General features: G+C 67.6%; 16 protein-coding genes and 1 pseudogene. 8 read left to right on the forward strand and 9 right to left on the reverse strand.

Going from position 1 to position 20,946, the window contains the following annotated elements:
* Window positions 1-237: 237 nt before the first annotated feature.
* The 4 genes from ABZ909_RS42170 to ABZ909_RS42185 all read right to left on the reverse strand — a co-directional run bounded on the left by ABZ909_RS42170 (window position 238) and on the right by ABZ909_RS42185 (window position 6,516).
* Complete coding sequence (locus ABZ909_RS42170; protein ID WP_357011772.1) at window positions 238-1,140, reverse strand: bile acid:sodium symporter family protein; 903 nt, start codon at window positions 1,138-1,140, stop codon at window positions 238-240.
* Window positions 1,141-1,411: 271 nt separating this feature from the next.
* Window positions 1,412-2,893, reverse strand: a complete 1,482-nt coding sequence (locus ABZ909_RS42175; protein ID WP_357011774.1) for an NAD(P)/FAD-dependent oxidoreductase — start codon at window positions 2,891-2,893, stop codon at window positions 1,412-1,414.
* Between the two features lie 48 nt (window positions 2,894-2,941).
* A complete protein-coding gene (locus ABZ909_RS42180; RefSeq protein ID WP_357011776.1) occupies window positions 2,942-5,134 on the reverse strand; it encodes an MMPL family transporter in 2,193 nt (730 codons plus the stop codon).
* A gap of 2 nt (window positions 5,135-5,136) precedes the next feature.
* Window positions 5,137-6,516 (reverse strand): cytochrome P450, encoded by a 1,380-nt coding sequence (locus ABZ909_RS42185; RefSeq protein WP_357011778.1) that lies wholly within the window; start codon window positions 6,514-6,516, stop codon window positions 5,137-5,139.
* 392 nt (window positions 6,517-6,908) lie between these two features.
* On the opposite strand from ABZ909_RS42185, the gene ABZ909_RS42190 reads away from it, so the two are divergent.
* From ABZ909_RS42190 to ABZ909_RS42205, 4 genes are read left to right on the forward strand one after another with little or no spacing between them, the layout of a single operon-like run.
* The gene (locus ABZ909_RS42190; protein WP_357011780.1) at window positions 6,909-7,949 is read left to right on the forward strand and encodes a 3-oxoacyl-[acyl-carrier-protein] synthase III C-terminal domain-containing protein; all 1,041 of its coding nucleotides are present in this window, start codon (window positions 6,909-6,911) and stop codon (window positions 7,947-7,949) included.
* Window positions 7,946-8,866 (forward strand): hypothetical protein, encoded by a 921-nt coding sequence (locus ABZ909_RS42195; protein ID WP_357011782.1) that lies wholly within the window; start codon window positions 7,946-7,948, stop codon window positions 8,864-8,866. The genes ABZ909_RS42190 and ABZ909_RS42195 overlap by 4 nt, the downstream gene beginning before the upstream one ends.
* Window positions 8,863-10,572 (forward strand): fatty acid CoA ligase family protein, encoded by a 1,710-nt coding sequence (locus ABZ909_RS42200; protein WP_357011784.1) that lies wholly within the window; start codon window positions 8,863-8,865, stop codon window positions 10,570-10,572. Before ABZ909_RS42195 ends, ABZ909_RS42200 begins: the two co-directional genes overlap by 4 nt.
* Entirely contained in the window at window positions 10,569-11,591 is a 1,023-nt protein-coding gene (locus tag ABZ909_RS42205; RefSeq protein WP_357011786.1) for an NAD-dependent epimerase/dehydratase family protein, read from the forward strand. Before ABZ909_RS42200 ends, ABZ909_RS42205 begins: the two co-directional genes overlap by 4 nt.
* 102 nt (window positions 11,592-11,693) lie before the next feature.
* Here ABZ909_RS42205 and ABZ909_RS42210 read toward each other — a convergent pair whose 3' ends face one another.
* Together ABZ909_RS42210 and ABZ909_RS42215 are read right to left on the reverse strand one after the other, a co-directional pair.
* Window positions 11,694-13,103: a wax ester/triacylglycerol synthase family O-acyltransferase gene (locus ABZ909_RS42210; RefSeq protein WP_357011788.1), complete on the reverse strand. Its 1,410-nt coding sequence runs from the start codon at window positions 13,101-13,103 to the stop codon at window positions 11,694-11,696.
* A gap of 24 nt (window positions 13,104-13,127) precedes the next feature.
* On the reverse strand, window positions 13,128-14,456 hold the full coding sequence (locus ABZ909_RS42215; protein ID WP_357011790.1) for a cytochrome P450: 1,329 nt from the start codon (window positions 14,454-14,456) through the stop codon (window positions 13,128-13,130).
* Between the two features lie 272 nt (window positions 14,457-14,728).
* On the opposite strand from ABZ909_RS42215, the gene ABZ909_RS42220 reads away from it, so the two are divergent.
* Window positions 14,729-15,994: a helix-turn-helix domain-containing protein gene (locus ABZ909_RS42220; RefSeq protein ID WP_357011792.1), complete on the forward strand. Its 1,266-nt coding sequence runs from the start codon at window positions 14,729-14,731 to the stop codon at window positions 15,992-15,994.
* Window positions 15,995-16,057: 63 nt separating this feature from the next.
* Here ABZ909_RS42220 and ABZ909_RS42225 read toward each other — a convergent pair whose 3' ends face one another.
* Window positions 16,058-17,032, reverse strand: a complete 975-nt coding sequence (locus ABZ909_RS42225; protein WP_357011802.1) for a putative sulfate exporter family transporter — start codon at window positions 17,030-17,032, stop codon at window positions 16,058-16,060.
* Window positions 17,033-17,240: 208 nt separating this feature from the next.
* Here ABZ909_RS42225 and ABZ909_RS42230 point away from each other — a divergent pair, with 208 nt between their 5' ends.
* Window positions 17,241-18,194, forward strand: coding sequence for a LysR family transcriptional regulator (locus ABZ909_RS42230; protein WP_357011794.1), 954 nt, complete (start codon window positions 17,241-17,243; stop codon window positions 18,192-18,194).
* A gap of 148 nt (window positions 18,195-18,342) precedes the next feature.
* Here the strand turns inward: ABZ909_RS42230 and ABZ909_RS42235 are convergent, their stop codons facing one another.
* Window positions 18,343-19,215, reverse strand: a complete 873-nt coding sequence (locus ABZ909_RS42235; protein WP_357011796.1) for an SGNH/GDSL hydrolase family protein — start codon at window positions 19,213-19,215, stop codon at window positions 18,343-18,345.
* A gap of 266 nt (window positions 19,216-19,481) precedes the next feature.
* Between ABZ909_RS42235 and ABZ909_RS42240 the strand changes: the two genes are divergently transcribed.
* On the forward strand, window positions 19,482-19,691 hold the full coding sequence (locus tag ABZ909_RS42240; RefSeq protein ID WP_357011798.1) for a cold-shock protein: 210 nt from the start codon (window positions 19,482-19,484) through the stop codon (window positions 19,689-19,691).
* 417 nt (window positions 19,692-20,108) lie between these two features.
* Window positions 20,109-20,444, forward strand: a complete 336-nt coding sequence (gene cutA, locus ABZ909_RS42245) for a divalent-cation tolerance protein CutA (protein ID WP_357011800.1) — start codon at window positions 20,109-20,111, stop codon at window positions 20,442-20,444.
* Between the two features lie 268 nt (window positions 20,445-20,712).
* On the opposite strand, the pseudogene ABZ909_RS42250 reads toward cutA, so the two are convergent.
* Window positions 20,713-20,946, reverse strand: a pseudogene (locus ABZ909_RS42250) (hypothetical protein); the annotation flags it as partial.

Here is a 20,946-nt window from a genome sequence, read left to right on the forward strand (position 1 = left end):
ACCCCCAGAGCCCCACCCATTCCCCCCCTCCCCCCCCCCACCCCCCCCATACTTGGGGGGGGGGGGGGGGGGGTTGGGGGGGGGGGGGGGGGGGGGGCGCCCCCCCCACCACCCCTTTGAATCAATCATCTAGTGCGATCCGCACTGAAGATCGGCGCAGGAGCCAACCGTCGTCATCCCCGTCGCGGTCGTTCGCGGCCTGCTTCATCGACCACTACTCGGAGCGAGCGGTGACCCTCATACCTGGTCGTGAACGGCCGCACCCGACACCGAGACGGGGCGTTCCGTGCGAACGTATTTGGCTAGCAGGTACGCGGCGATCGCGGCCGGAACGTTCATCAGCACGCCGTACACCGCGCCCGGGACAGCGATCGTGTTGTTGTGCAGCACCGATCCGGCGACGGCGATGGCGATCGCTCCGTTGTGGATACCGATCTCCATCGCCGAGGCGATCGCCTGATCGGCGTCCACCCGGAACAACCGCGGCACGAAATAGCCCACGCCCAAACTGATCACGGCGAACAGGAGGCTCAGTGAGGCGAGCTTGCCGATGTTCTCGGTGAGCGTGTCGAAATTCTTCGCCACCGCTGCGAGCACGACCAGCGCGAGCACGACGATCGAGAGGATCTTGACATTGCCGCGCATCCGCTCGGACCACGCGGTGAACCGGTGATGCACGAGCATGCCGACCACGACGGGGACCAGCACGATCGCGAACACCTGCGCGAACTTGTCCGGCCGCAGCCCGAACGAACCGTCACCGTCCATGAACCGGCTGAACGCCAGCGCGACGATCAGCGGCATCGTGAACACGGCCAGCACCGAATTGATCGCGGTGAGGGTGATGTTCAGCGCGACATTACCGCCCGCGATATGGCTGAACAGGTTGGCCGATGGGCCCCCGGGTGATGCAGCGAGCAGCAACATGCCCACCGCGAGCGCCCCTTCGAGCCGGAACAGATAGATCAGCCCGAAACACACCACGGGTAGCAACACCATCTGGCAGAGCAACGCGACGACCGCCGCCTTCGGATACCGCAGCACCCGTACGAAATCGCCGACAGTCAAAGTCAATCCGAGCCCGAACATCACCAGGGCCAGTGCGAGCGGTAGAAACACCGCGAAAATCGTTGACCCCATACGAATCTCCTCACGAACGAACGGGCTGGCGGCCGACCTGAAGGCGACCGGCACCGAGTATGGACGCTACCGCCGTGCCCGTTGCGCGGGCCGTCCGGGGCGCTACTTGATCAATATGCGAACAACCATCAGGCAGTTCATATTTCACGATTGGCAGCAGGTCGTTGGTCGGCCGTTCGACGACCCGATACTCGAGGAGCGGCGAGAACCCCATACACAAGCTATTTCGCACGCCAGCGTCAGTATCGAGCCCCCACCAGGGTGAGCGTGGTCACGGTCGGACGTGCTGCCAGTCCTCGAGGCGGAGGTGGCGGCGGTCGCGACGGAGGGTCCAGGTGCCGCCCGGGTAGGTGAGGGTGTTGGTGCCTTCGGGGTCTACAAAGTAGCTGGTGCAACCGCCGGTGGACCAGATTCGGGTGCTGAGGAGAGTGCGGGCTCGCGATACCCAGGCGCGTTCGGCGGATTGCGCAGGGGTGTAGCGGGGGACGGCATGGGTGCGCATGTGGGCGATGGTGCGAGCTATGAGGCGGGCGGTGGGTTCGATGGCCAGGAATTGGGAGGTGTGGGGCAGGGCGGTGTTGGGGCCGGTGACGGCGAAGAGGTTGGGGAGGCCGGCGAAGGCTATGCCGCGGTAGGCCGTGAAGCCGTCCTCGGTGAATTTCTTTCGAGTGGACGTGGTTTCGGTGCGGAAGTCGGGGAAGCGGGCGATGGAGTCCTGGACGTGGAAGCCGGTGGCCCACACGATGGCGTCCACTTCGTGGTGGGCGCCGTCGGCGGTGCGCAGGCCGGTGGGGGTGATCTCGATGATCTTTTCGGTGACGAGGTCGACGGTGGGCCGGGCGAAGGCGGCGTAGTACTCGTCGGACACCATCGGGCGCTTGCAGCCGAAACGGTAGTCGGGCACCAGCTTTCGGCGAACCTCGGGATCGGGAACCTGATGCCGCAAGGCGGCCAGGCAGATTCGCTCGTAGAGTCGCACCAGGCGGGGATGGAACTCGGCGAAGTGCAGCGCCTCCAGGAAGGCGAAGACGAAGCCGCGGGCGGCGAGTCGCAGCGGTGGGATGTGGCGGAACAGGGTCCGGACCGCCGGCGGGATGGGCCGATCGCCGCGGGGCAGCACCCAGGCGGCGGTGCGCTGGAAGGACACAACCCCTCCGGCGGTGCGCGCCAGGGCGGGCACGATCTGCACGGCGCTCGCGCCCGCACCGACCACGGCGATGCGCTTGCCGGCCGGCTCGAAGTCCCGATCCCAGGTGCTCGAATGCATTTGCGGGCCGGTGAATTCGGTGCGGCCGGGGATGTCGGGGATGGCGGCGGTGTGCAGTGAGAAATACCCCATGACGACGGCACGCGCCCGCACCGTCCGGCCGCCGCTCAGCCGGATCACCCATTCCGCGGCGTCCTCGTCGAAATCCGCGTCGGTCACTTCGCTGTTCAGCTGAACATGCCGTCGCAGGTCGAAGCGATCCACCACCGACTCGGTGTAGGCGCGCAGCTCGGGCTGGGGCGCGTAGAGGCGCGTCCACTCCGTATTCGGTGCGAACGAATACGAATACAGCACCGAGGGCACATCGACCGCGCATCCGGGATAGACATTGTCCCGCCAGGTGCCACCGATGGCGTCGGCCCGCTCGAGCATGACGAAGTCGTCCATGCCGAGGCGGCGGAGATTGATCGCCACACCCAGACCGCTGAATCCGGTGCCGATGATGGCAACGTCGTAACGGTCGGGGCCGGAGGGGGACTCGGACATGCGGACACCTCGGTTCGTGAATGAGAAGTAGTGATGGGCGGCGAATCGTCAGGAGGAGACGGCCGCGACTTCGGCGGGCGCGGCGCTGCTTTCGCGCAGCCCGAATCGGGCATGCAAGCGGCGCAGTGGTTGCGGAGCCCACCAGGTCCACCGCCCGCCCAGTCGCAGCGTCGCCGGGAGCAGGAATCCGCGCACCACGGTGGCGTCGGCCAGCACCGCCAACGGCAGGCCGATGCCGAATGCCTTCATGAAGGTGATGTCGGAGGCGAGGAAGCCCAGGAACACGATGGAGATGAGGACGGCGGCCGCGGTGACGATGCGGCCGATCCGCTCCAGTCCGATCGCGACCGATGCCGTTGCGTCCCCGGTGTTCTCGTACTCCTCGCGGATGCGGGCCAGCAGGAAGACCTGATAGTCCATGGCCAGCCCGAAGGCGACGGCGAACAGCATGACCGGCACCACCGCCGACAGATCGCCGGTGGGGGTGAACCCGAGCAGCCCGGACAGCCTGCCCTCCTGGAAGATCCACACCAGTGCGCCGAAGGTGGCGGTCAGGCTCAGCGCACTCAGGATCAGCGCCAGCACCGGCACGAGCACGCTGCCGGTCAGCAGGAACAGCAGCAGCGCCATGGCGATCAGTACGTAGCCCAGGGCGAAGGGCGATCGCGCGGTCAGGGCGTGGATGGCGTCCATATTGGCCGCGTCCACGCCGCCGACCAGCGCCCGCGACGGTGCCGGGGTGGCACGTACGGCGCGGATGACGGCGTCCGCGGTCCCGGGGTCCGCGGCAGTGGGCACCACGGAAAGGTAAGCGGCATTGTCGGTTTCGAACCGGTGATAAACCTCGGTAGCGGGTATCGCGAGCGCGCCCCTGATGTAGCTGCCGGTCGCGGTATCCACGCGCGCGACATTCTCGAGCGACGACAGCGCCGCCGCGTAATCGGGGAGCCCGGTCTTACTGTCCGGCAGCACCACGAACATTCCGCTGAGCTCGGCGGCATCGAAATCGCGCTGTACCGTCTCGGCCACCTGCCGCGCGGACGAACCGGCGGGCATGGACCGATAGTCCGGAAAGCCGGGGTGGAATCGCAGGAACGGCAGCCCCAGCGCCAGCAGCAACAGCACCGTGACGGTGGTGACCGGAATCGGCCGCCGCATGACCATTGTCGCGAGCCGATGCCAGAAGCCCTGGTCCAGCTCCCGGGAGTCGCTGCCGGACGCCCGCTTCCGACCGATCCGGAACCTGTCGATCCGATCGCCCGCCACCAGCAGAATCGCGGGCAACACGGTCAGCGAGACCACGGCGGCGGTGAGCGCCACGGCAATCCCGGCGTACCCGATCGACCGCACCGCCAGGAGCGGGAAGATCAGCATGGACGACAGCGCGACGGCCACGGTCAGCGCCGAGAAGGCCACGGTCCGCCCCGCCGAGCCCATGGTCGTGACCAGTGCCGCGCGGGGATCGGCCGCCGTGGCGAGCTCCTCGCGATACCGATTGACGATCAGCAGGCTGTAGTCGATCGCCAGACCGAGGCCCAGCAGTGAGGCGACATTGGTTGCAGTGGAGGATAATTCGGTGAACTCGGCCACCAGCCACAGCACACCCACGGTGAGCATGGTCGTGACGGTTCCGGTGATGAGCGGCAGCGCCGCACCCACCACGGTCCCGAAGACCACGAGCAGCGCGATCAGGGTCAGCGGAAACGCCACGCCCTCCCCCGCGGCCACGTCTCGCTGCCCCTGCCGCACGGTTTCATGCATCATCATCGCGTACCCGCCGACCCGGACCTCGATCCCGTCGCGCGTCCCGGCGAATTCCGGTGCCAGATCGGCGATCCGGTGGTCGATACGCATCTCGTCGCCCATGATCGTGGCGACGATGAGGCCCTGTCGGCCGCTCTTGTCGCGCAGCGCGGGCAGGTGCCCCGAGGTCCAGTAGGACATCACCCCGGAGACATCGGATTCGGCCTCCAGCCGCCGCACGAGTGCCGTCGCGGCGCGCCCGGAGTCGGTGTCGTCGACGGTCCGCCCGGTGTCCACCAGCAAGACCAGGTTCGGCGCGCCCTGTCCGAAGTGGTCCCGCAGCACATCGGCGGCGGCGCTGGATTCCGCACTCGGGTCGAAGTATCCGCCGCCCTGCAGCTTGTCGAACAGCGTGGTGCCCGCCAGCCCGGCGAGCACCGCCAGCACGGCGGCGACGATCAGTACCGCGCGATGCCTGCGCAGCGCGAATTCCACCACGGTCAGCGCGCCTCCGCCCGCATGAGCAGCTTCTCCGGATGTACCAGCGCCCCGATCACGGTCTCCCGCACCGGAATACCCGGCACGGGCCGCAGTCGCCAGCGGGCGCAGATGGTGGCCACCTGCAGGGCGATCTCGGTGAGCGCGAACACATTTCCCGGGCATTGCCGGGCACCCATGCCGAACGGGATGTGCGCGCCCTTCGACAGGTCCGCCATCCGCTCCGGCAGCCAGCGATCCGGGTCGAAGCGCTGCGGATCGGGGTGCACGGCGGGATCCCGGTGCACTGCCACGGGACAGACGAAAAGCATGCTGCCGCCCGGGATTTCGACATCGCCGAGGGTATAGCGGGTGGGCACGTGCCGGACCGTGAGCCACGGCGAATACTTGCGCAGCGTCTCGAGCACAATGCGCTTGGTGACCTCGAGCTCGGCCAGGTCCCCGAACTCCGCAGCCCTTGCGTCGGCGCCTCCATCCGCGCGCAACACGGCATCCACCTCGGCGTGCAACGCAGCCTCCACCTCGGGATTCTGCCCGAGCTCGTGGAACACCCAGGCCAGCGTCGCCCCGATGGCCTCGGTGCCGCCGACCAGGAAGTTGATCAGCTCGTCGTGCACTTGGGAGTCGGTGAGCGCACCCCCGGATTCGTCGCGGGCCTTGAGCAACGTGTCGAGCAGATCGCCGTGATCGAGGTCGGGATCCGCCGCCAGTTCGGCGCGATACGCGGCGATGATGGTGCCGGTGGCCGCCTTCATCTCCACCACCAGCCGGTCGAACCGGCGATTGCCTGGCAGCGGCAGCCGGTCGATCCAGGCGGGCCGGGTGACGCGCCGGGAGAGCAGGGTCATGACCGGCGGCAGCAGGCGGTGAAGGTGTTCGGCTGTCTCGGAACCGAGTTCGCCGGTGAACAGCGATCCGGCCACGGTGCGCAGCGCCAGATCGTGCATCTGCTCATTGACCGCGAGGTACTCGCCATTGCGCCAGGACGCGGCGCGCTCCGCTCCGAGCCGCGTCATGACCGCCGCGTAGCGCGCGATCCGGGCCTTCGCGAAGGCCGGTGCGATCATGCGCCGTTCACGCCGATGCCGCTGCCCCTGGAGCACGGTCACGCCCTCGCCCAGCAGCGCCTCCGCACGTTCGATCATCAGCCCCTGATCGGAGAGCGCCACGAACGCCTCGCGGACCAGCTCGGGATCGGTGACGACGTAGGTGTCGTAACCGGGAATCCGCACGCGCACAACCGGTCCCACCGCCGACAGCGTGGACAGGAATCGGTATGGCCGGCGGCCGAACCGCGGCCAGTGCCCGAGCAGGGGGAGCGCGCCGGGCGCGGTGGGCGCCGCGCGGTGCGCGATGGGCGTAACGGTGGCGGTGGATGTCATCGCGAAGGTGCTCCAAATCTGGCGTGCCGGATCGCGCGACGACGCGCGGAATCAAGGTAATTGCGGGCGATGGCCCGATTATCGATTGCCGGAAGGGTGCCGGTTTCGGCCAGAGTAACCAGTGATTCGGTGCCGTCGCAACCGGACTTCCGTCTTTGTCTCCGGAGCCAAAATGCGTTGTCGTGATTGGTTTCTCGGGTGTAGTGGCATTCGATATGACGCGGCCTGCGGGTGACATCTGTCGCTCTCGGGACCGAGTTGCCTTGACACCGTATGGCGGTCGTCTCTAGCGTCCGTGGAATCCGAAACGAGTCAATGTTCGCCTCGTTCGATTCACCGGGACGGCCCACTCGCCGGTTCCCTCCATCCCATTACTCTCGGGAGTCACTATTGTGAGTGCCGCGCGCCTCGGTGCGCTGGGAGCCGCTCTGCCCCAGCGCGAATACACCACGGATGAAGTACTGGCCCGCATGTCGAGCGGCGGGCAATTCGAAGTCGAACGGATCACCGGAATCCGGACCCGGCGCATGGTCGACCGGTCGGCCGGCGAGGACAGTCTCTCCCTCGGCGCCCGCGCCGCGCAGGACTGCCTGGCGCGCTCGCGATACCAGGCCGCCGACATCGATGTGATCATCAGCGCCGGTACCACGGTGCACGACGGGTTCCACATGGTGTTCGAGCCCGCCGCCGCCCACGAGATCGCCCGCCGGATCGGCGCGGACCATGCCATGGGCTACGACGTCGTCAATGCCTGCGGTGGCACCATGACGGCTATCTACCTGCTGGAGAATATGATTCGCGCCGGTTTGGTGCGCACCGGCATGGTGGTCACCGCGGAGATCATCTCCCCGGTCACCGAGGGCGCGCTCGCCGAGGCGAAGGACGCGCGCGATCTGCAGTTCCCGGCGCTCACCCTGGCCGACGCCGCCGTCGCGGTGATCGTGGACCGCGCCGAGGACGAGCACGACCGCATCCACTACGTGGACATGATCACCTGCGCCGAGTTCTCGCCGCTGTGTATCGCCAAGCCCAGCGACGCCTCCGAGAACATGATCATGCTGACCGACAACATGACCATGCAGGCGGCTCCGCGCCGGGAAACCTGGGCGAAACTGCACCGCGATCGGCTCATCAAGCGCGGCACCACCTTCGCCGACGAGAAGTTCGATTTCATCGTCTTCCATCAGCTCGGCGTGGCCTTCACCGAAAAGCTCGCCGAATCCGGCGGCAAGATCCACGAGGCGGAGATGCCGCCGCGACTGGCGACCGTGCACAAATACGCGAATACCGGTGCCAGCACGCATTTCCTCGCGATATACGACTACATTTCGCGGGGCGAAATACCGAAGGGTTCCAAGATCTGCGTGGTGCCGACCGCCTCCGGAATGATCTTCGGCGTCATGTCGGCCACACTCGATTCTCTGGTGGGATGAGCATGTCTGTTGTCATCGAGCAATCCGCGATCAGCGCCGCCCCGGCCACCGCGGGATCCATCGACCACGCCGTGGCCGCGGGCCGGGAATGCCTGGAGCGGGCCGGAATCGCACCCGGCGATATCGACGTGCTGGTGAATGTCGGCGTCTACCGGGACGGCAATGTGGTCGAGCCCGCGAACTCCGCGCTCATCCAGCTCGGGCTGGCGATGCATCTGGACTACGAGGCGGGCTCGGGCCGCTCCACCTTCTCCTTCGACCTGCGCAATGGCGCGTGCGGGGTGCTGAACGCCGTACACGCGGCGACCGCGCTGCTGGCCAACGGCACCGCACAACGAGTGCTGGTGGTCGGCAGTGATGCGCATCCTGGCGGAATTGCCCACCAGCCGAATGACTTCCGGTACGCGACCGTCGGCTCGGCCTGGCTGCTGAGCAAGGGCGTGGATCGGGAGGCGGGTTTCGGCCCGCTACGCATTTCCCCGGTGCGTGGCAGGGCGGCGGGCACGAATCCCGGCATCGCCGGATATCTGGATCTGAAGGCCATGGGAAATGCTGGGCAGCAGACGATTACGGTCGAGGTCGCACCGGACTACGACACCGTGATCACCGCGACGGCGGCCGATACGCTGCGCGGCTATCTGGCCGAGCAGCCCGAAATCGTCACGGGCAATACCGTTCTGGTCACCAACAACCCGGTGCCCGGGCTGGCGAGCGGCCTCGCGGCGGAGTTCGGATTCGCCCGCGGCTACCAGGCGATGACCGGCGACCGCGACGCCGGCAGCTCGGGCCTGGCCATTGCCTACCACCAACTTCGAGAGCAGGGTGCACTGACGCCGGGCACGGAACTGGTGTTCCTGGCGGCAGGTTCGGGTCCGATGGCCGGGTGCGTGCGCTACCGGTTGGAAGGGGCCGCGTGAACGCGGTACTCGACGATCCGGATCTGGTGCTGGCACGCCAGATCGAGAAGTACGCCGCGCTGCCCGCGGTCAGCTATCAGACCCGGCTGCCGGGCCGGGCGGGCGGCGGCGCGGCCTTCGACGCGCTGACCTTCGGTGAACTCGGTGAGCGGATCGACGCCTACGCGCGCGCCTTCACCGAGATCGGAATCACCAAGGGTGTCAAGACGATTGTGATGGTCCGGCCCGACCCGGATCTGTTCGCGGTGATCTTCGCGCTGTTCCGGGTGGGCGCGGTGCCGGTGGTGGTGGACCCGGGCATGGGCGTGAATCGCATGCTGCACTGTTTCCGCAGCGTCGGCGCGCAGGCGTTCATCGGCGTTCCGGAGGCTCACCTGATCCGGATCGTCGCGCGCCGCACCTTCCGCACGGTGCGCGTGCACGTCACGGCGGGCGCTCGCTCCTATTGGGGCGGTTACACACTCGCGCAGCTGGCCGACCTCGGCCGTGTGGGCGACCCCGTCGCGGTGGCCCATGCGCCCGAGGATCTGCTGATGATCGCGTTCACCACCGGTAGCACGGGCCCCGCCAAGGGAGTGGAGTTCACCCGTGCGGGCTTCGCCGCGTCCCTGCGGGTCGTCACCGATCTGCACGATCGCGCGGACGGTTTCGTCTCGCTGGCAACGGTGCCGCTGTTCGGACTGTTCGATCTACTGCAAGGCGCGCACGTGGTGCTCGGGCCGGTGGATCCGGTGAAAGTGTCGCAGGCCGATCCCGCGCTGCTCGTGGAGGTGGCCCGCAGCTTCCGGATCACCGACCTGACCGCCTCGCCCGCCCTGCTGGGCCCCCTCGGCGACTACCTGGGGCGTACCGGAATCGAACTGCCCAGCCTCACCACGGTCATTTCGATGGGTGCGCCCGCGAACCTGGCGGCGCTGGCCGCGGTGCGGAACGCGCTCGGTGCGCGGGCCCGGGTCTTCACCACCTACGGTGCGACCGAGGCGCTTCCGCTGACCACCCTGGAGTGGTCGGAGCTCGAAGCGCTGCGGGAGCGGACCCAGGACGGATCGGGCACCTGTGTGGGACGGGCACTGCCGGAGTCCGATAGCGACACCCGAGTACGGATCATTCGCATCACCGATGACGAAATCCCACGCTGGACAGACGATCTGGAAGTCGCACCCGGCGAGATCGGCGAGATCGTCGCCGCCGGGCCCCAGGTCAGTCAGCGCTACCACGGCAACCCGGCCGCCGACGCACGAGCCAAGATCGACGAACGGCTCCCCGACGGCACGCTGCGCCGCTGGCACCGCATCGGCGACCTCGCCTGGCAGGACACCGACGGCCGACTGTGGTTCTGCGGCCGCATCTCCCAGCGGGTGCGCACCGCCGCCCGGGACCTGTTCACCGTGCAGTGTGAACAGATCTTCAATACCCACCCGGATGTCCACCGCAGCGCGCTGGTCGGTGTCGGCCGGACCGGCGCGCAGGTGCCGGTGCTCTGCTACGAGCCGCGCGCGGGCGCCGATCCCGACGAAAGCCCCCGCATCGAGCGGGAATTGCGGCTACTGGCCGAATCGCGCGAGATCACCGCGCCGATCCGCACCTTCCTGCGGCACGACGGCTTCCCGGTCGACATCCGGCACAACGCCAAGATCGGCCGCGAGGCGCTGTCCGGCTGGGCCGCCATCCGCCTCGGCTACGACAGTGAAGGAAACCAGCGATGAAAGTCCTCGTCACCGGCGGCACCGGATTCCTCGGCAGCCACATCGTCGACCAGGCCCTGGCGGCGGGCGACGAAGTGCGCGTACTCGCCCGCCCCACCGGCGATCTCGGCTATCTGCGCTCGCTGCCCGAGGTCGAGATCGTGCACGGCGACCTCGGCGACGCGGATTCGCTCGTCGCGGCATGCAAGGGGGTGGACGTGGTGCACCACAGTGCGGGCCGGGTGGCCGAGACCGGCCACCGCGACCAGTTCTGGGAGGCCAATGTCGAGGGCACCCGGCGGCTGATGGATGCCGCGCGGGCCGCGGGCACCGGGCGTTTCGTCTTCGTCAGCAGCCCGAGCGTGGCCACCGAATACGATCGCGACCGGTTCGGCATAGACGAATCCGAACCCTATGTGCGCAACCCCAAGAGCTACTACGTCGAAACCAAGGCGATCGCCGAGCGCGAGGTGCTCGCGGCCGACGGACCCGACTTCACCACCTGCGCGCTGCGTCCCCGGATGATCTGGGGGCCGCGCTCGGGTGGCTGGATGACGCTGCTGCTGAACAAGATTCGCTCCGGCCGCCTGCCCGACCTGTCGGGCGGCAAGCCGGTGCTGGTGTCGATCACCCACTGCGAGCACGCCGCCCGCGCGTGTGTGCAGGCGTCGCGGTCCGACGCGGTGGCCGGGAAGCCCTACTTCCTGGCCGACGCCGAGGACGTCGACCTGTGGGGCTTCGCCCGCGACCTGGCGACCGCCTTCGACCTGACACCGCCGACCCGGACCATTCCGAAACCGGTGCTGAACGGCGTCATCGCGGTGTTCGACACCATCTGGAAGATCCCCGGACTGCAGTCGCGCGTCGCCCCCCCGCTGTCCAGCTGGACGGTCGCCGCGCTCACGGTGTCGAACACCTACGACACCAGCGCGGCCCAGCGCGATTTCGGCTATGCCCCCACGGTTTCCCTGCGCGATGGGCTGAACCGCTATGTGGAGTGGGTGGAATCGATCGGCGGATTGTCCGCTCTCCCGTCCTGATATCGCTCGCCCGTCCCGATACGGATTTGCCGTCCTGGCCGGCTCACCAGGACATCACTACGCTCCCGGTCCGGAATGGACCGGGAGCGTAGTGGTTTCGTCTCACCCCGCCGACGGCAGGGCCCGCTCCTCGGCGGGCAACAGCAGGTCGGTCAGCTCGTCGAGGGCGGCGCCCAGACCGTCGGTCAGGTACTCCATCGCCGGCAGCTTGTCGGCTGCACCCAGCACTCCGAAGTGCAGCGCGTCGAGGTAACCCACACAGGTGACATTGAAAGGGTTGCCGTGCATGAGCAGTGAGATCGGATACAGCGACTCCAGCCGGGCACCGTTCCAGTACAGCGGATTTCGCGGTCCGGGGACATTGGAGATGCCCATCGGATGCGAGGCCGGGGTGTTGGCGCGACCCCAGGTCAGACCCATGATCCACGGCAGGGTGACGGCCAGGCCGTAGCCGATGACGGCATTGGCCGGGCGGCCCGCCATCTCCTGCTTCGCAGCGCGGATGGCGGCGCGGACCGCGGCCAGACGCTCGGCCGGGTCGGCGATGTCGGTGCCCAGCGCGGTGAACATCATGCCCGCGCGGGTACCCACCCGATCGTCGTCGCCGTCCCGCAGGTCCACCGGGACACCCGCGGTGAGCGGGCGGGCGGGGAGTTCGGCGTGTGCGGTCAGGTAGTCGCGCAGCGCCGTGCCGACCAGATACAGCACGATGTCGTTGATCGTGCAGTCGGCGGCCTTGGCCAGCCGTTTGAACCGGTCCAGGTCGTAGCGGCGCAGGGACAGGTCCCGGCCGCCGGTGATCGGTCCGTCGAAGATGGACGCCGGCTGCTGGTACGCCCGCTGCGCCGGGGTCCGGCCGCGGGCGCGACGCAGGGCGTCGCGGCCCGCCGCGCCGATGCCGCGCACCAGCTCGAGCATGCCACGCAGCGTCGCAAGCATGGCCCGCCACCGATTCGCGGACCGAACCGGCTGTGGTGCATCAGGATTCACGCGGCCGACGGTGAACAGGTTCGGTGTGTCCCGGTCGGCCGGATCCGTCGAGAAGGTGTCGGTGAACAGCCGCATCAGCGACGCGCCGTCGAACAGGCTGTGATGCACCTTGAGAATGAGGGCGAAGCGGTCCGGCGCCAGGCCCTCGACCAGGTGAATCTCCCACGGCGGCCGGGTCATATCGAGTTGTTCGCGGTGGATGCGGGCGGCCAGCTCGACGAGTTCGCGGCGGTCGCCGGGTCGGTGCAGCTGCCAGGTCCGGATGTGGTCGGCCGGGTCGACCTCGGCGGCTTCACGCATGAGGGCCACCAGGCGGGTCAGCGGACCGCCGACCGGCACCAGATTCCAGGGCTGCGGCACCGTGATCGGCGCGACGACCTGTGCGCGCCAGCGCCGGACGAAGCGGGCCGCATCCCCGTCCGGGACGGTGAACTCCAGCAGGAATGCGACATGCATGGGCATATCGGGTGATTCGAGGGACAGCCAGACGCCGTCGGTGGCCGACAGCCGCTTGATCGCCATGCGCGATCCTTTCTAGCTCGGGGGTCAGTGGGCCGACCGGGGTGTGATATCCAGCCGCATGCCGGTCGGGATGACTGCGAAATGGAAACGGTCCCTTGGTGGTTCGCTATTCGCCTGCAGTGCGATGTCGAAGTTGCGGCACACCATGCCGGTGACGCTCTTGACCTCCAGCATGGCCAGGCCGCGGCCCGGGCAGAAGCGGGGGCCGGAGCCGAACGGGATGGAGGCGTCGGGCCGGTGGTTGCCGGGGCCCTCGTTCAGCCAGCGATCAGGATCGAAAGTGTGTGGCTCGCTGAAGTTCTCCGCCTGCAGGCCGGCGTGCTGGACATTGACGACGACCCAGGTTCCGGCCGGGATGTGCACCCCGGCGATGGTCCGGTCGACGATCGCTTCCATGCCGATGAGGGGCGTGGTGGGCTGCAGCCGCATGGATTCGGCCGCGACCGCCTCCAGGTAGGGCTGCCGGTCCAGCACCGACGGGATCTCGGCGACTTCCTCCCGAATCCGCTGCTGCACTTCTGGTTTCCCGGCGAGATGGTAGAGCAGCCAGGCCATGGCATTGCTGGTGGTGTCCTGGCCGGCGATGAGGATCGTGAGCGCCTCCGCGAACAGCTCGTCATCGGTGAACGAGCCGCGGCCGTCCTGCGCCAGCAGCAACGCCTCGATGAAATTCGTGGGCCGCTCGGGGAGATTCGTGCGGGCGCGGGCGATGACGGCGGTGAGATCCTGCCGCAGGGCCGCCAATGCGCGCTCGAGGGCGCGATCGTCGGGCAGCTTCACATAGCGCCAGTATGGGAACGGGGTGGCGAGCCGGCGATTCAGGATGGGGAAGATCAGCTCCAAATGGCGCTGAATGACGTCACCGGATTCTTCGATGGTGTTGATGTCGTAGTCGAAGGTCAGTTTGGCGGTGACATCGACCGTGTAGCGGGTCAATTCGGCGCGCACGTCCTCCGGGGACCGGCGTTCCCAGCGTCGGCGCAGGCGTTCGGTAATGGTCTCCAGCGTGGGTTGGAAGCCGCGCAGGTGAGTCGCGTTGAAGGCGGGCATGGCCAGCTTGCGCCGCCGCCGCCATGCCTCGCCCTCCAGGGAGAACAGGCCGTTGGAGCCCATGTCGTCCATGACCGACTCGATGGCGGACTGCCGCCGGAAGCCGCCGGGACGGTCCCGCAGGATCTCCCGATTGAGTTCGGGATCGCTCACCACCACGATTCGCCGACCGGGCATGCTGACCCGGTACAACGCCCCGTATTCGTCGCTCCAGGAGTCGAATTGGCGATGCAGCAGGGAGGGTGTCAATTGCGGGAGATTGCCGACCAGTGGCCATCCTTTGGGCCCCGGTAGATCGTCCACTGACACCATTCGAGAAGTCGAGAGGGACACTACAGGAGCTTAACCGCGAATTGGCTCGAATGCGAAAGATGAAGAACTGCTTTGCATTCGGAGACAAGTAATGCGGCGCAATTTGGTTTCGCGAAACAATTCGACCTGAAATCGAGTGAAAGTGGCTGCGCCCCTTGCCAAGCAACCGTTTGGTGTCATGGCGACCAGGGATGATGCTGTGCCGATTGGTATTTCGCACACACTCCTTGGTGCTCGAGTCTGTTCTTGGTGACAATCGGCAGATGCTCGCCCTCGTTCCCCCACTGGGTGATGACTCGCCCGTCCTGGCCCGCCTGCTGCCGCGGCTCCCGGAGATTGCCGCCGGTATCTTCGAAGCCGCACTGGGCGCGGTGCCCGGCCTCGAGAATCTGCCCGAGGACCACTTCGCCGATGTCATGCCCAGCCTGCTGGCCGGGACGGTGGCGTTCATCCGGGCCATCGAGGAGCGGCGCGTGATCACCGCCGAAGAGGTCGCGGAGTACGTCGTCCCGGTGGTGGAGCGGCACGCCGAGGACCGAATCCCCGTGCGCCAGCTCATGACCGGCCTGTTCGGCGGCGCCCGCTATCTCTGGGATGAGGTCGCCGCGACCGCGGAGCCGCACGAGCTGCCCGATATCCTGGCGATCGGCCAGCGGGTGCTCGAGGCGCTCATGCACATCACCATCACCATCTCCGAGGTGCACGCCGACGTCGAGCAGTCCATCTACACGGTCGAACGCGAGGCGCGCCGCGCCCTGTGCTCGGCCCTGCTACGTGGCGCGCCGGTCGAGGAACTGGCGGCACGCGCCGACATGGCGCTGGCGGACCGCTACGACGTCCTCACCTTTCACCTGCGCCCCGACCCGCTGGTCATGGTGGCCGACACCATGGTCACCCGCCGCCGGATCCGGCAGTTCCAGCAGGCGCTCGACGCGCTGCTCGGGACGACGGTCCTCAATACCTTCGACGGATCGAACGGAATCGCCCTGCTGCCCAGCAGATCTCGTCCGGTCCCCGGGATCGGCTCAGGTCCCTTCGAGCGCCTGGCGGCGAGCCTCTCCGAACAGTTCGGTGTCGACGTCTTCCTCGCCGAATGTCAGGGCATCGACCGTGCCGACCTGCCCGGTGCGGCGCGGCAGACCACCGATCTGGCCGAACTCGCCCGCCTGCTCGGCCGCCCCACCGGCGCCTATCGCCTCGACGATCTACTGCTCGAATACCAGCTCACCCGCCCCGGCCCCGCCCGAGACCGCCTGGCCGAACGCATCGCCCCGATCCTGCGCCACCCCCACCTCTTCGAAACCCTCGACGCCCACATCCGGCACGGCTCCGCCGACCGCAAGGCCGCCGCCGCGGTGGTTCACGTCCACCCCAACACCTTCAGCTACCGCCTCCGCCGGGTCGCCGAACTGACCGGCCTGGATCCCAGCGACCCCAACGATTCCCGGCTGCTCGCCGCCGCCCTCACCATCCACCACCTCTACCCGGCTCCCGTCGTTCCGGATCCCGGTGACGGAGCGGCTGTGTGACGAAATGTGCTATGAGCGGCCGGGATTGGCATCCACCGCCGGGCGATCCCGACAGCGGGCCGATCAGCCGGCCAACATCGCACCGGCCAGGGCGACGCCGGTTACCCACACGGTGGACAGGGCGGCCAGGATCAGCGGGCGCGGGCCCACGCGGCGGAGGGCGGTGATGCGGACGCCTGTGCCGAGGGCGAACATGGCGGCGGTGAGCAGGCCGGTCTGCAGGAGTTTCGCGGGCGCGAGGATCGAGGCGGGCAGGAGGCCGGTGGTGCGGAGAGCCGCGCAGACCAGGAATGCGATCACGAACAGTGGGATCAACGGGGCGTTGCGAGTTCCGGCGCCGGCGGGGTCCCGGCGACGCGCCTGCCAGCCGACGATCGCCAGCACCGGGGCCAGCAGCACCACGCGAGCGAGTTTGACGATGACCGCGACGGTGAGCGCGGCGCCGCCGATCGCACCGCCGGTCGCGACGACCTGAGCCACCTCGTGGACCGCGCCGCCGGCCCACATGCCGCTGGTACGCGAATCCAGCCCGAACATGGTCGACGCCATCGGGATTACGCCGATCAGGAGGGTGCCGAATACCACGACCAGCGCGATCGTGGTCACCAGCTCCTCGTCCTCGGCGTCGATCACGCCGTCGACCGCGGCCGCCGCGGCGGCGCCACAGATGGAGAAGCCGCAGGCGATCAGCAACCGCTGGGTCCAGCTGAGCCCCAACATGCGGCCCATCAGCATGGTGCCGCCGATACCGAGCGCGACGATCGCGATCACCACCACGATGGCGGCCGGTCCCAATCCGAGAATGTCACTGAAGGTCAGCTGCAGACCGAGCAGCGCGACGCCGACCCGTAGCAGCCGCTTGGCAGAGAACTGCAGACCGGGCTGCAAGAGTTGCGGCAGCGCAACGACATTCGCCAGCACGGCACCGATCACGATCGCGATCAGCAGCGGACTGACCGTCGGTAGCCACCGGCCGACCAGCATCACCAGCACCACGACCACCGCCGTCAATGCGAGTCCGGGCCAGTACTCTCGCATGTCGACGACAGCCGCGGTGCGGGTGCGGCCAGGGAACTGCGTCGCGGGCGGCTCGGCGAAACCGTCCGCGGGCTCTGGAGAGGGTTGGGAGTCCAGGTGGGCCATGGTTCCCAGATTGCCGGTGGCCGGGCGTCGGCCGGAAGCCGCCACATTGACATCACCACATATCAGAGTGATATGGGATGAAGGATTGTCATATGATTCCTACATGGCCAATGCTCGCCCTGACCTGGCTCTACTCGAATTGCTGGTTGCCATCGACGATCACGGCAGCCTGGGCGCCGCGGCCCGGGCGGTGGGGATGGCGCAACCGAACGCCAGCCGGGCGGTGCGACAGTGGGAGCAGCGCGTCGGGCTGACGCTGATCGAACGGAGCCCGCGCGGGTCGACGCTGACGGCAGCCGGGACAGTAGTCGTGCACTGGGCCCGGGAAGTTCTGGCGGACGTGGATCGGCTGCTCGACGCCGCCGCGGCGCTGCGCACCGATCGCGACGCCGAACTCAGGATCATCGCCAGCATGACCGTCGCCGAATGCCTGCTCCCGGCCTGGCTCGGCGACTTCCATCGTTCCCACCCGGACATCAAAGTCCAACTGCAGGTGCGGAATTCGCGACAGGTTTTCGACCGGCTGGTGGCCGGGGACTGCGATCTCGGGTTCGTCGAGAGCCCGTCGGTTCCCGACCGTCTACACAGCGCGACGGTCGCCCACGATCGCCTGATCGTGGTCGCCCACCCCACCCATCCATGGACCCGGCGCAGGCGTGCGCTCACCATCGCGGAACTGGCCGCGACTCCACTGCTGGTCCGCGAACCCGGGTCCGGCACCCGCAGCACCGTCGATGTCGCCCTCGCCGAATTCCCGCGCGCCGAACCGCTTCTCGAACTGGGCAGCGCCGCTGCCATCCGCACCAGCGTCTCGAGCGGCGTCGGCCCCGCCGTGGTCAGCACCCTCGCGGTCGCGGATCAAATCGACCGTGGCGAACTCGTCGCCATCCCCGTCGAGGGCCTCGACCTCCCCCGCACCCTGCGCGCCGTCTGGCGGCCACCCCGCAAACTCTCCGGCCCCGCGGGCCAATTGGTCTCCGAGATCATCCGAATGCCGATCGAACGGCGGAATGGGTTGCACACCAACGGATCCCCTACTGGGCGACGGCGAGGATGAAGGAGGCCCCGGCGTAGGCCGGTCGGTGTCGCCCGGCGGCCCCGCCGACGACACCGACCCGGTCGTGCAGGACCTCGTACGCAGCTGCCTCGACCACCGCGAGAAGTGACGGCCGGGCTGATTCACGCCCGGCCGAACGCGTGTGGCATCAGAGCGTGGCTGCCATCTGCTGCGCGGTAGCCGCGTGCCCATACTGATTCGGATGGAATTGCGCGCCTTCGCCATTGTCGACCGAGGTGCCGTTGACCCAGCGGTCCGGGATCGCCTCGCAGACATCGTGACCAGTGTAGATCTCGTAGGTGCTGAAGTACTCGGTGCCGGCCTGGGAACGCAGCATGGTGTTCAATCCGCCGACGACGGTGTCACGCGCCCAGTCGACATCGGCGGGCAGCACCGGCTGCCGCCCGGCGCACAGGGCCGCGTTGTCGGGCAGGATGTGCGGGTAACCGACCAGGACGACCCGCGCCTGCGGGGCTCGGGCCTTGATGTCGGACACCAGTTTCGCGACCTTGGCCGAGGCCTGCGACAGCCGGGTCGGCATCGAGGCGTCGTACTTGTTCTTGCACCCCAGCAACGCCTCGGCACTACCGCTGGCGATTCCCGTTCCGAGATTTTGGAGTACGGCGCTGCCCGTCCCGGAACCCGTGCCGAGGGTCCCCGCCATCACACAGTCCTTCACGATGTCGGTGAAGCCGATGTCATTGCCGCCGACACCCAGGGTGACCAGATTGGTGTCGGCGGTGACGGCCGAGAGCTGGGTGCTGGTCACCGAGTCGGTCGTCGCGCCGCCACACGTGACATCGGTGAGGCTGTAACCGCGTGCCGCCGCGAACAGGTGGGCGTAGTTGCGATCGGAGCGTGAGCAGGTCTTGTCGAGGATGTTCGAGATCCCGACTCCCGCCGCGTACGAATCCCCTAGCGCCACATACTTCGTGCCGGCGTCGGCGGTAGCGGGGGCGATACTGACGAGGGTCCCGGCGACGACGATCGCAACAGTGGACAGGCAATGCTTCAGATTCACGATATAGGTCCTCGCGGTCGAGCTCGGGCGAATAGCCCCAGACGGTACGAGATGACCTGGCCACCAATAGGTCAAGCGACCGAATCGTTATCCGGTTCAGTTCGCGGAGGCGGGCCCGGATCTTGCCGATGACCAGGCCGCAAGCCCTTGCACGGCGGTCTGCGACGATCCGGATGGTCCTTGCCCGCCGTGTCCGGCCGGTGCGAAGACAAGTCGACCGGTAAGCTCGAGCGGTCCGCTCGTCCGATCTGAAGGGACCGGCACCAATGGCAACTGGCACTGTGAAGTTTTTCAACGCCGACAAAGGATTCGGGTTCATCACACAGGACGAGGGTGGACCGGACGTATTCGTCCACTTCAGCGCGATCCAGTCCACCGGTTATAAAACGCTGCAGGAGAACGACCGCGTCGAGTACGACGTGGTGCAGGGCGCGAAGGGACCACAGGCGGAAAACGTCGTCGTGCTGGAACAGTAGTTCTCGGCCGCGAACACGGCCGGCAACGGTGCGTTCGTGGTCGTCCAGGGCTCATCGCTGGTGCCCGAACATGAACAAGCCCCCGGCCCAGGTGATCGAAGGCCCACACAGTGTTTGGACGACGCGGAGGAACTCAACTCGGCCCCCAGCTATAGATCCAGGGGCTTCCCCGCGTCGCAGCAAACACCATAACGACGCCCACACCCGCCCGCCACCACATTATGTCGACCCCCACACCTACAGCTGGCCCGTCAGGTGCCCACTGGGGGATTTCGAGGTACCTGCGGGGGGACAAATGTGACCAGGTCCAACAATGTCGAACGATCGTCGACGGCAGCTCGGATCCGCTGTACGCGAGTCGCGCACGCGGAGCCGGACACCCGTCACGAATTCCGATGCCCCAATAGGGTTGCGGATATGACAGAGGCAAGAGTGTGGTCGGTAACCACGACCACGCCAACCGAGGAAGACGCACAGAAGATCGCTCGCACGGTGGTGGCCGAACGTCTCGCCGCCGGTGCTGAGGTGACCGGACCAGCGATGTCGGTGTTCTGGCATCTGGACCAGCTCGGCGAGGGCCAGGAATGGCGAGTGACACTGAAGACGGCAGCAGCGGTCAGGGACAAGCTCGCTGGGCGAATCCTCGAACTGCACCCATGGGCCGGTGGGCCGGAGATCATCGCAACGCCCGTCGAGTGGGCGATCGACGGCTACGTGGACTGGGTCGAGAAGTTCACAGCTGCACCGGAATAGGTGCCCGCGCGTCGGCTGCCCGAGTGCGAGATCGACGGGAACGTCGAACCCGCCAGTCCATCCGTCGAGGCACCTTTACCTCGGTGAAAATGCTCGCCGAACAGATCCGCGACTACATCGCCCGCTGGAACGTCGATGCCGCCGCCCCGTTTACCTGGACCGCCACCGACGACGAGATCTTGGCCAAGGTCGCACTCACCCGAACCACCATCCGCAAGCTGGTCGACAACAAACGGCAACCGGTGACAGCGCAACCCGGGACCCGCAGTCAGGCCGCCTCGGCAAGCTCGGCCAGCTTGCGCATCGCCTTGGGCAGCTCGGCCGCCGCGCGGCGACCGATGACACGAGCGAACAGAGGCGACAGCGGCCCCGCAATCGAGATTTCATGGGTAAACCGCGCGCCCTCGGCGGCGGCCTCGATACGGTGCTCGAAAGTCATTGTCGCCAAGGGAAGCCGGCTCACATCGGTGAACGACACATTCGGGGTGACCTCAGTCATCGC

Origin of the sequence: Nocardia sp. NPDC046763 (assembly GCF_040645495.1) — a bacterium.
In the GTDB taxonomy this organism is placed as follows: domain Bacteria; phylum Actinomycetota; class Actinomycetes; order Mycobacteriales; family Mycobacteriaceae; genus Nocardia.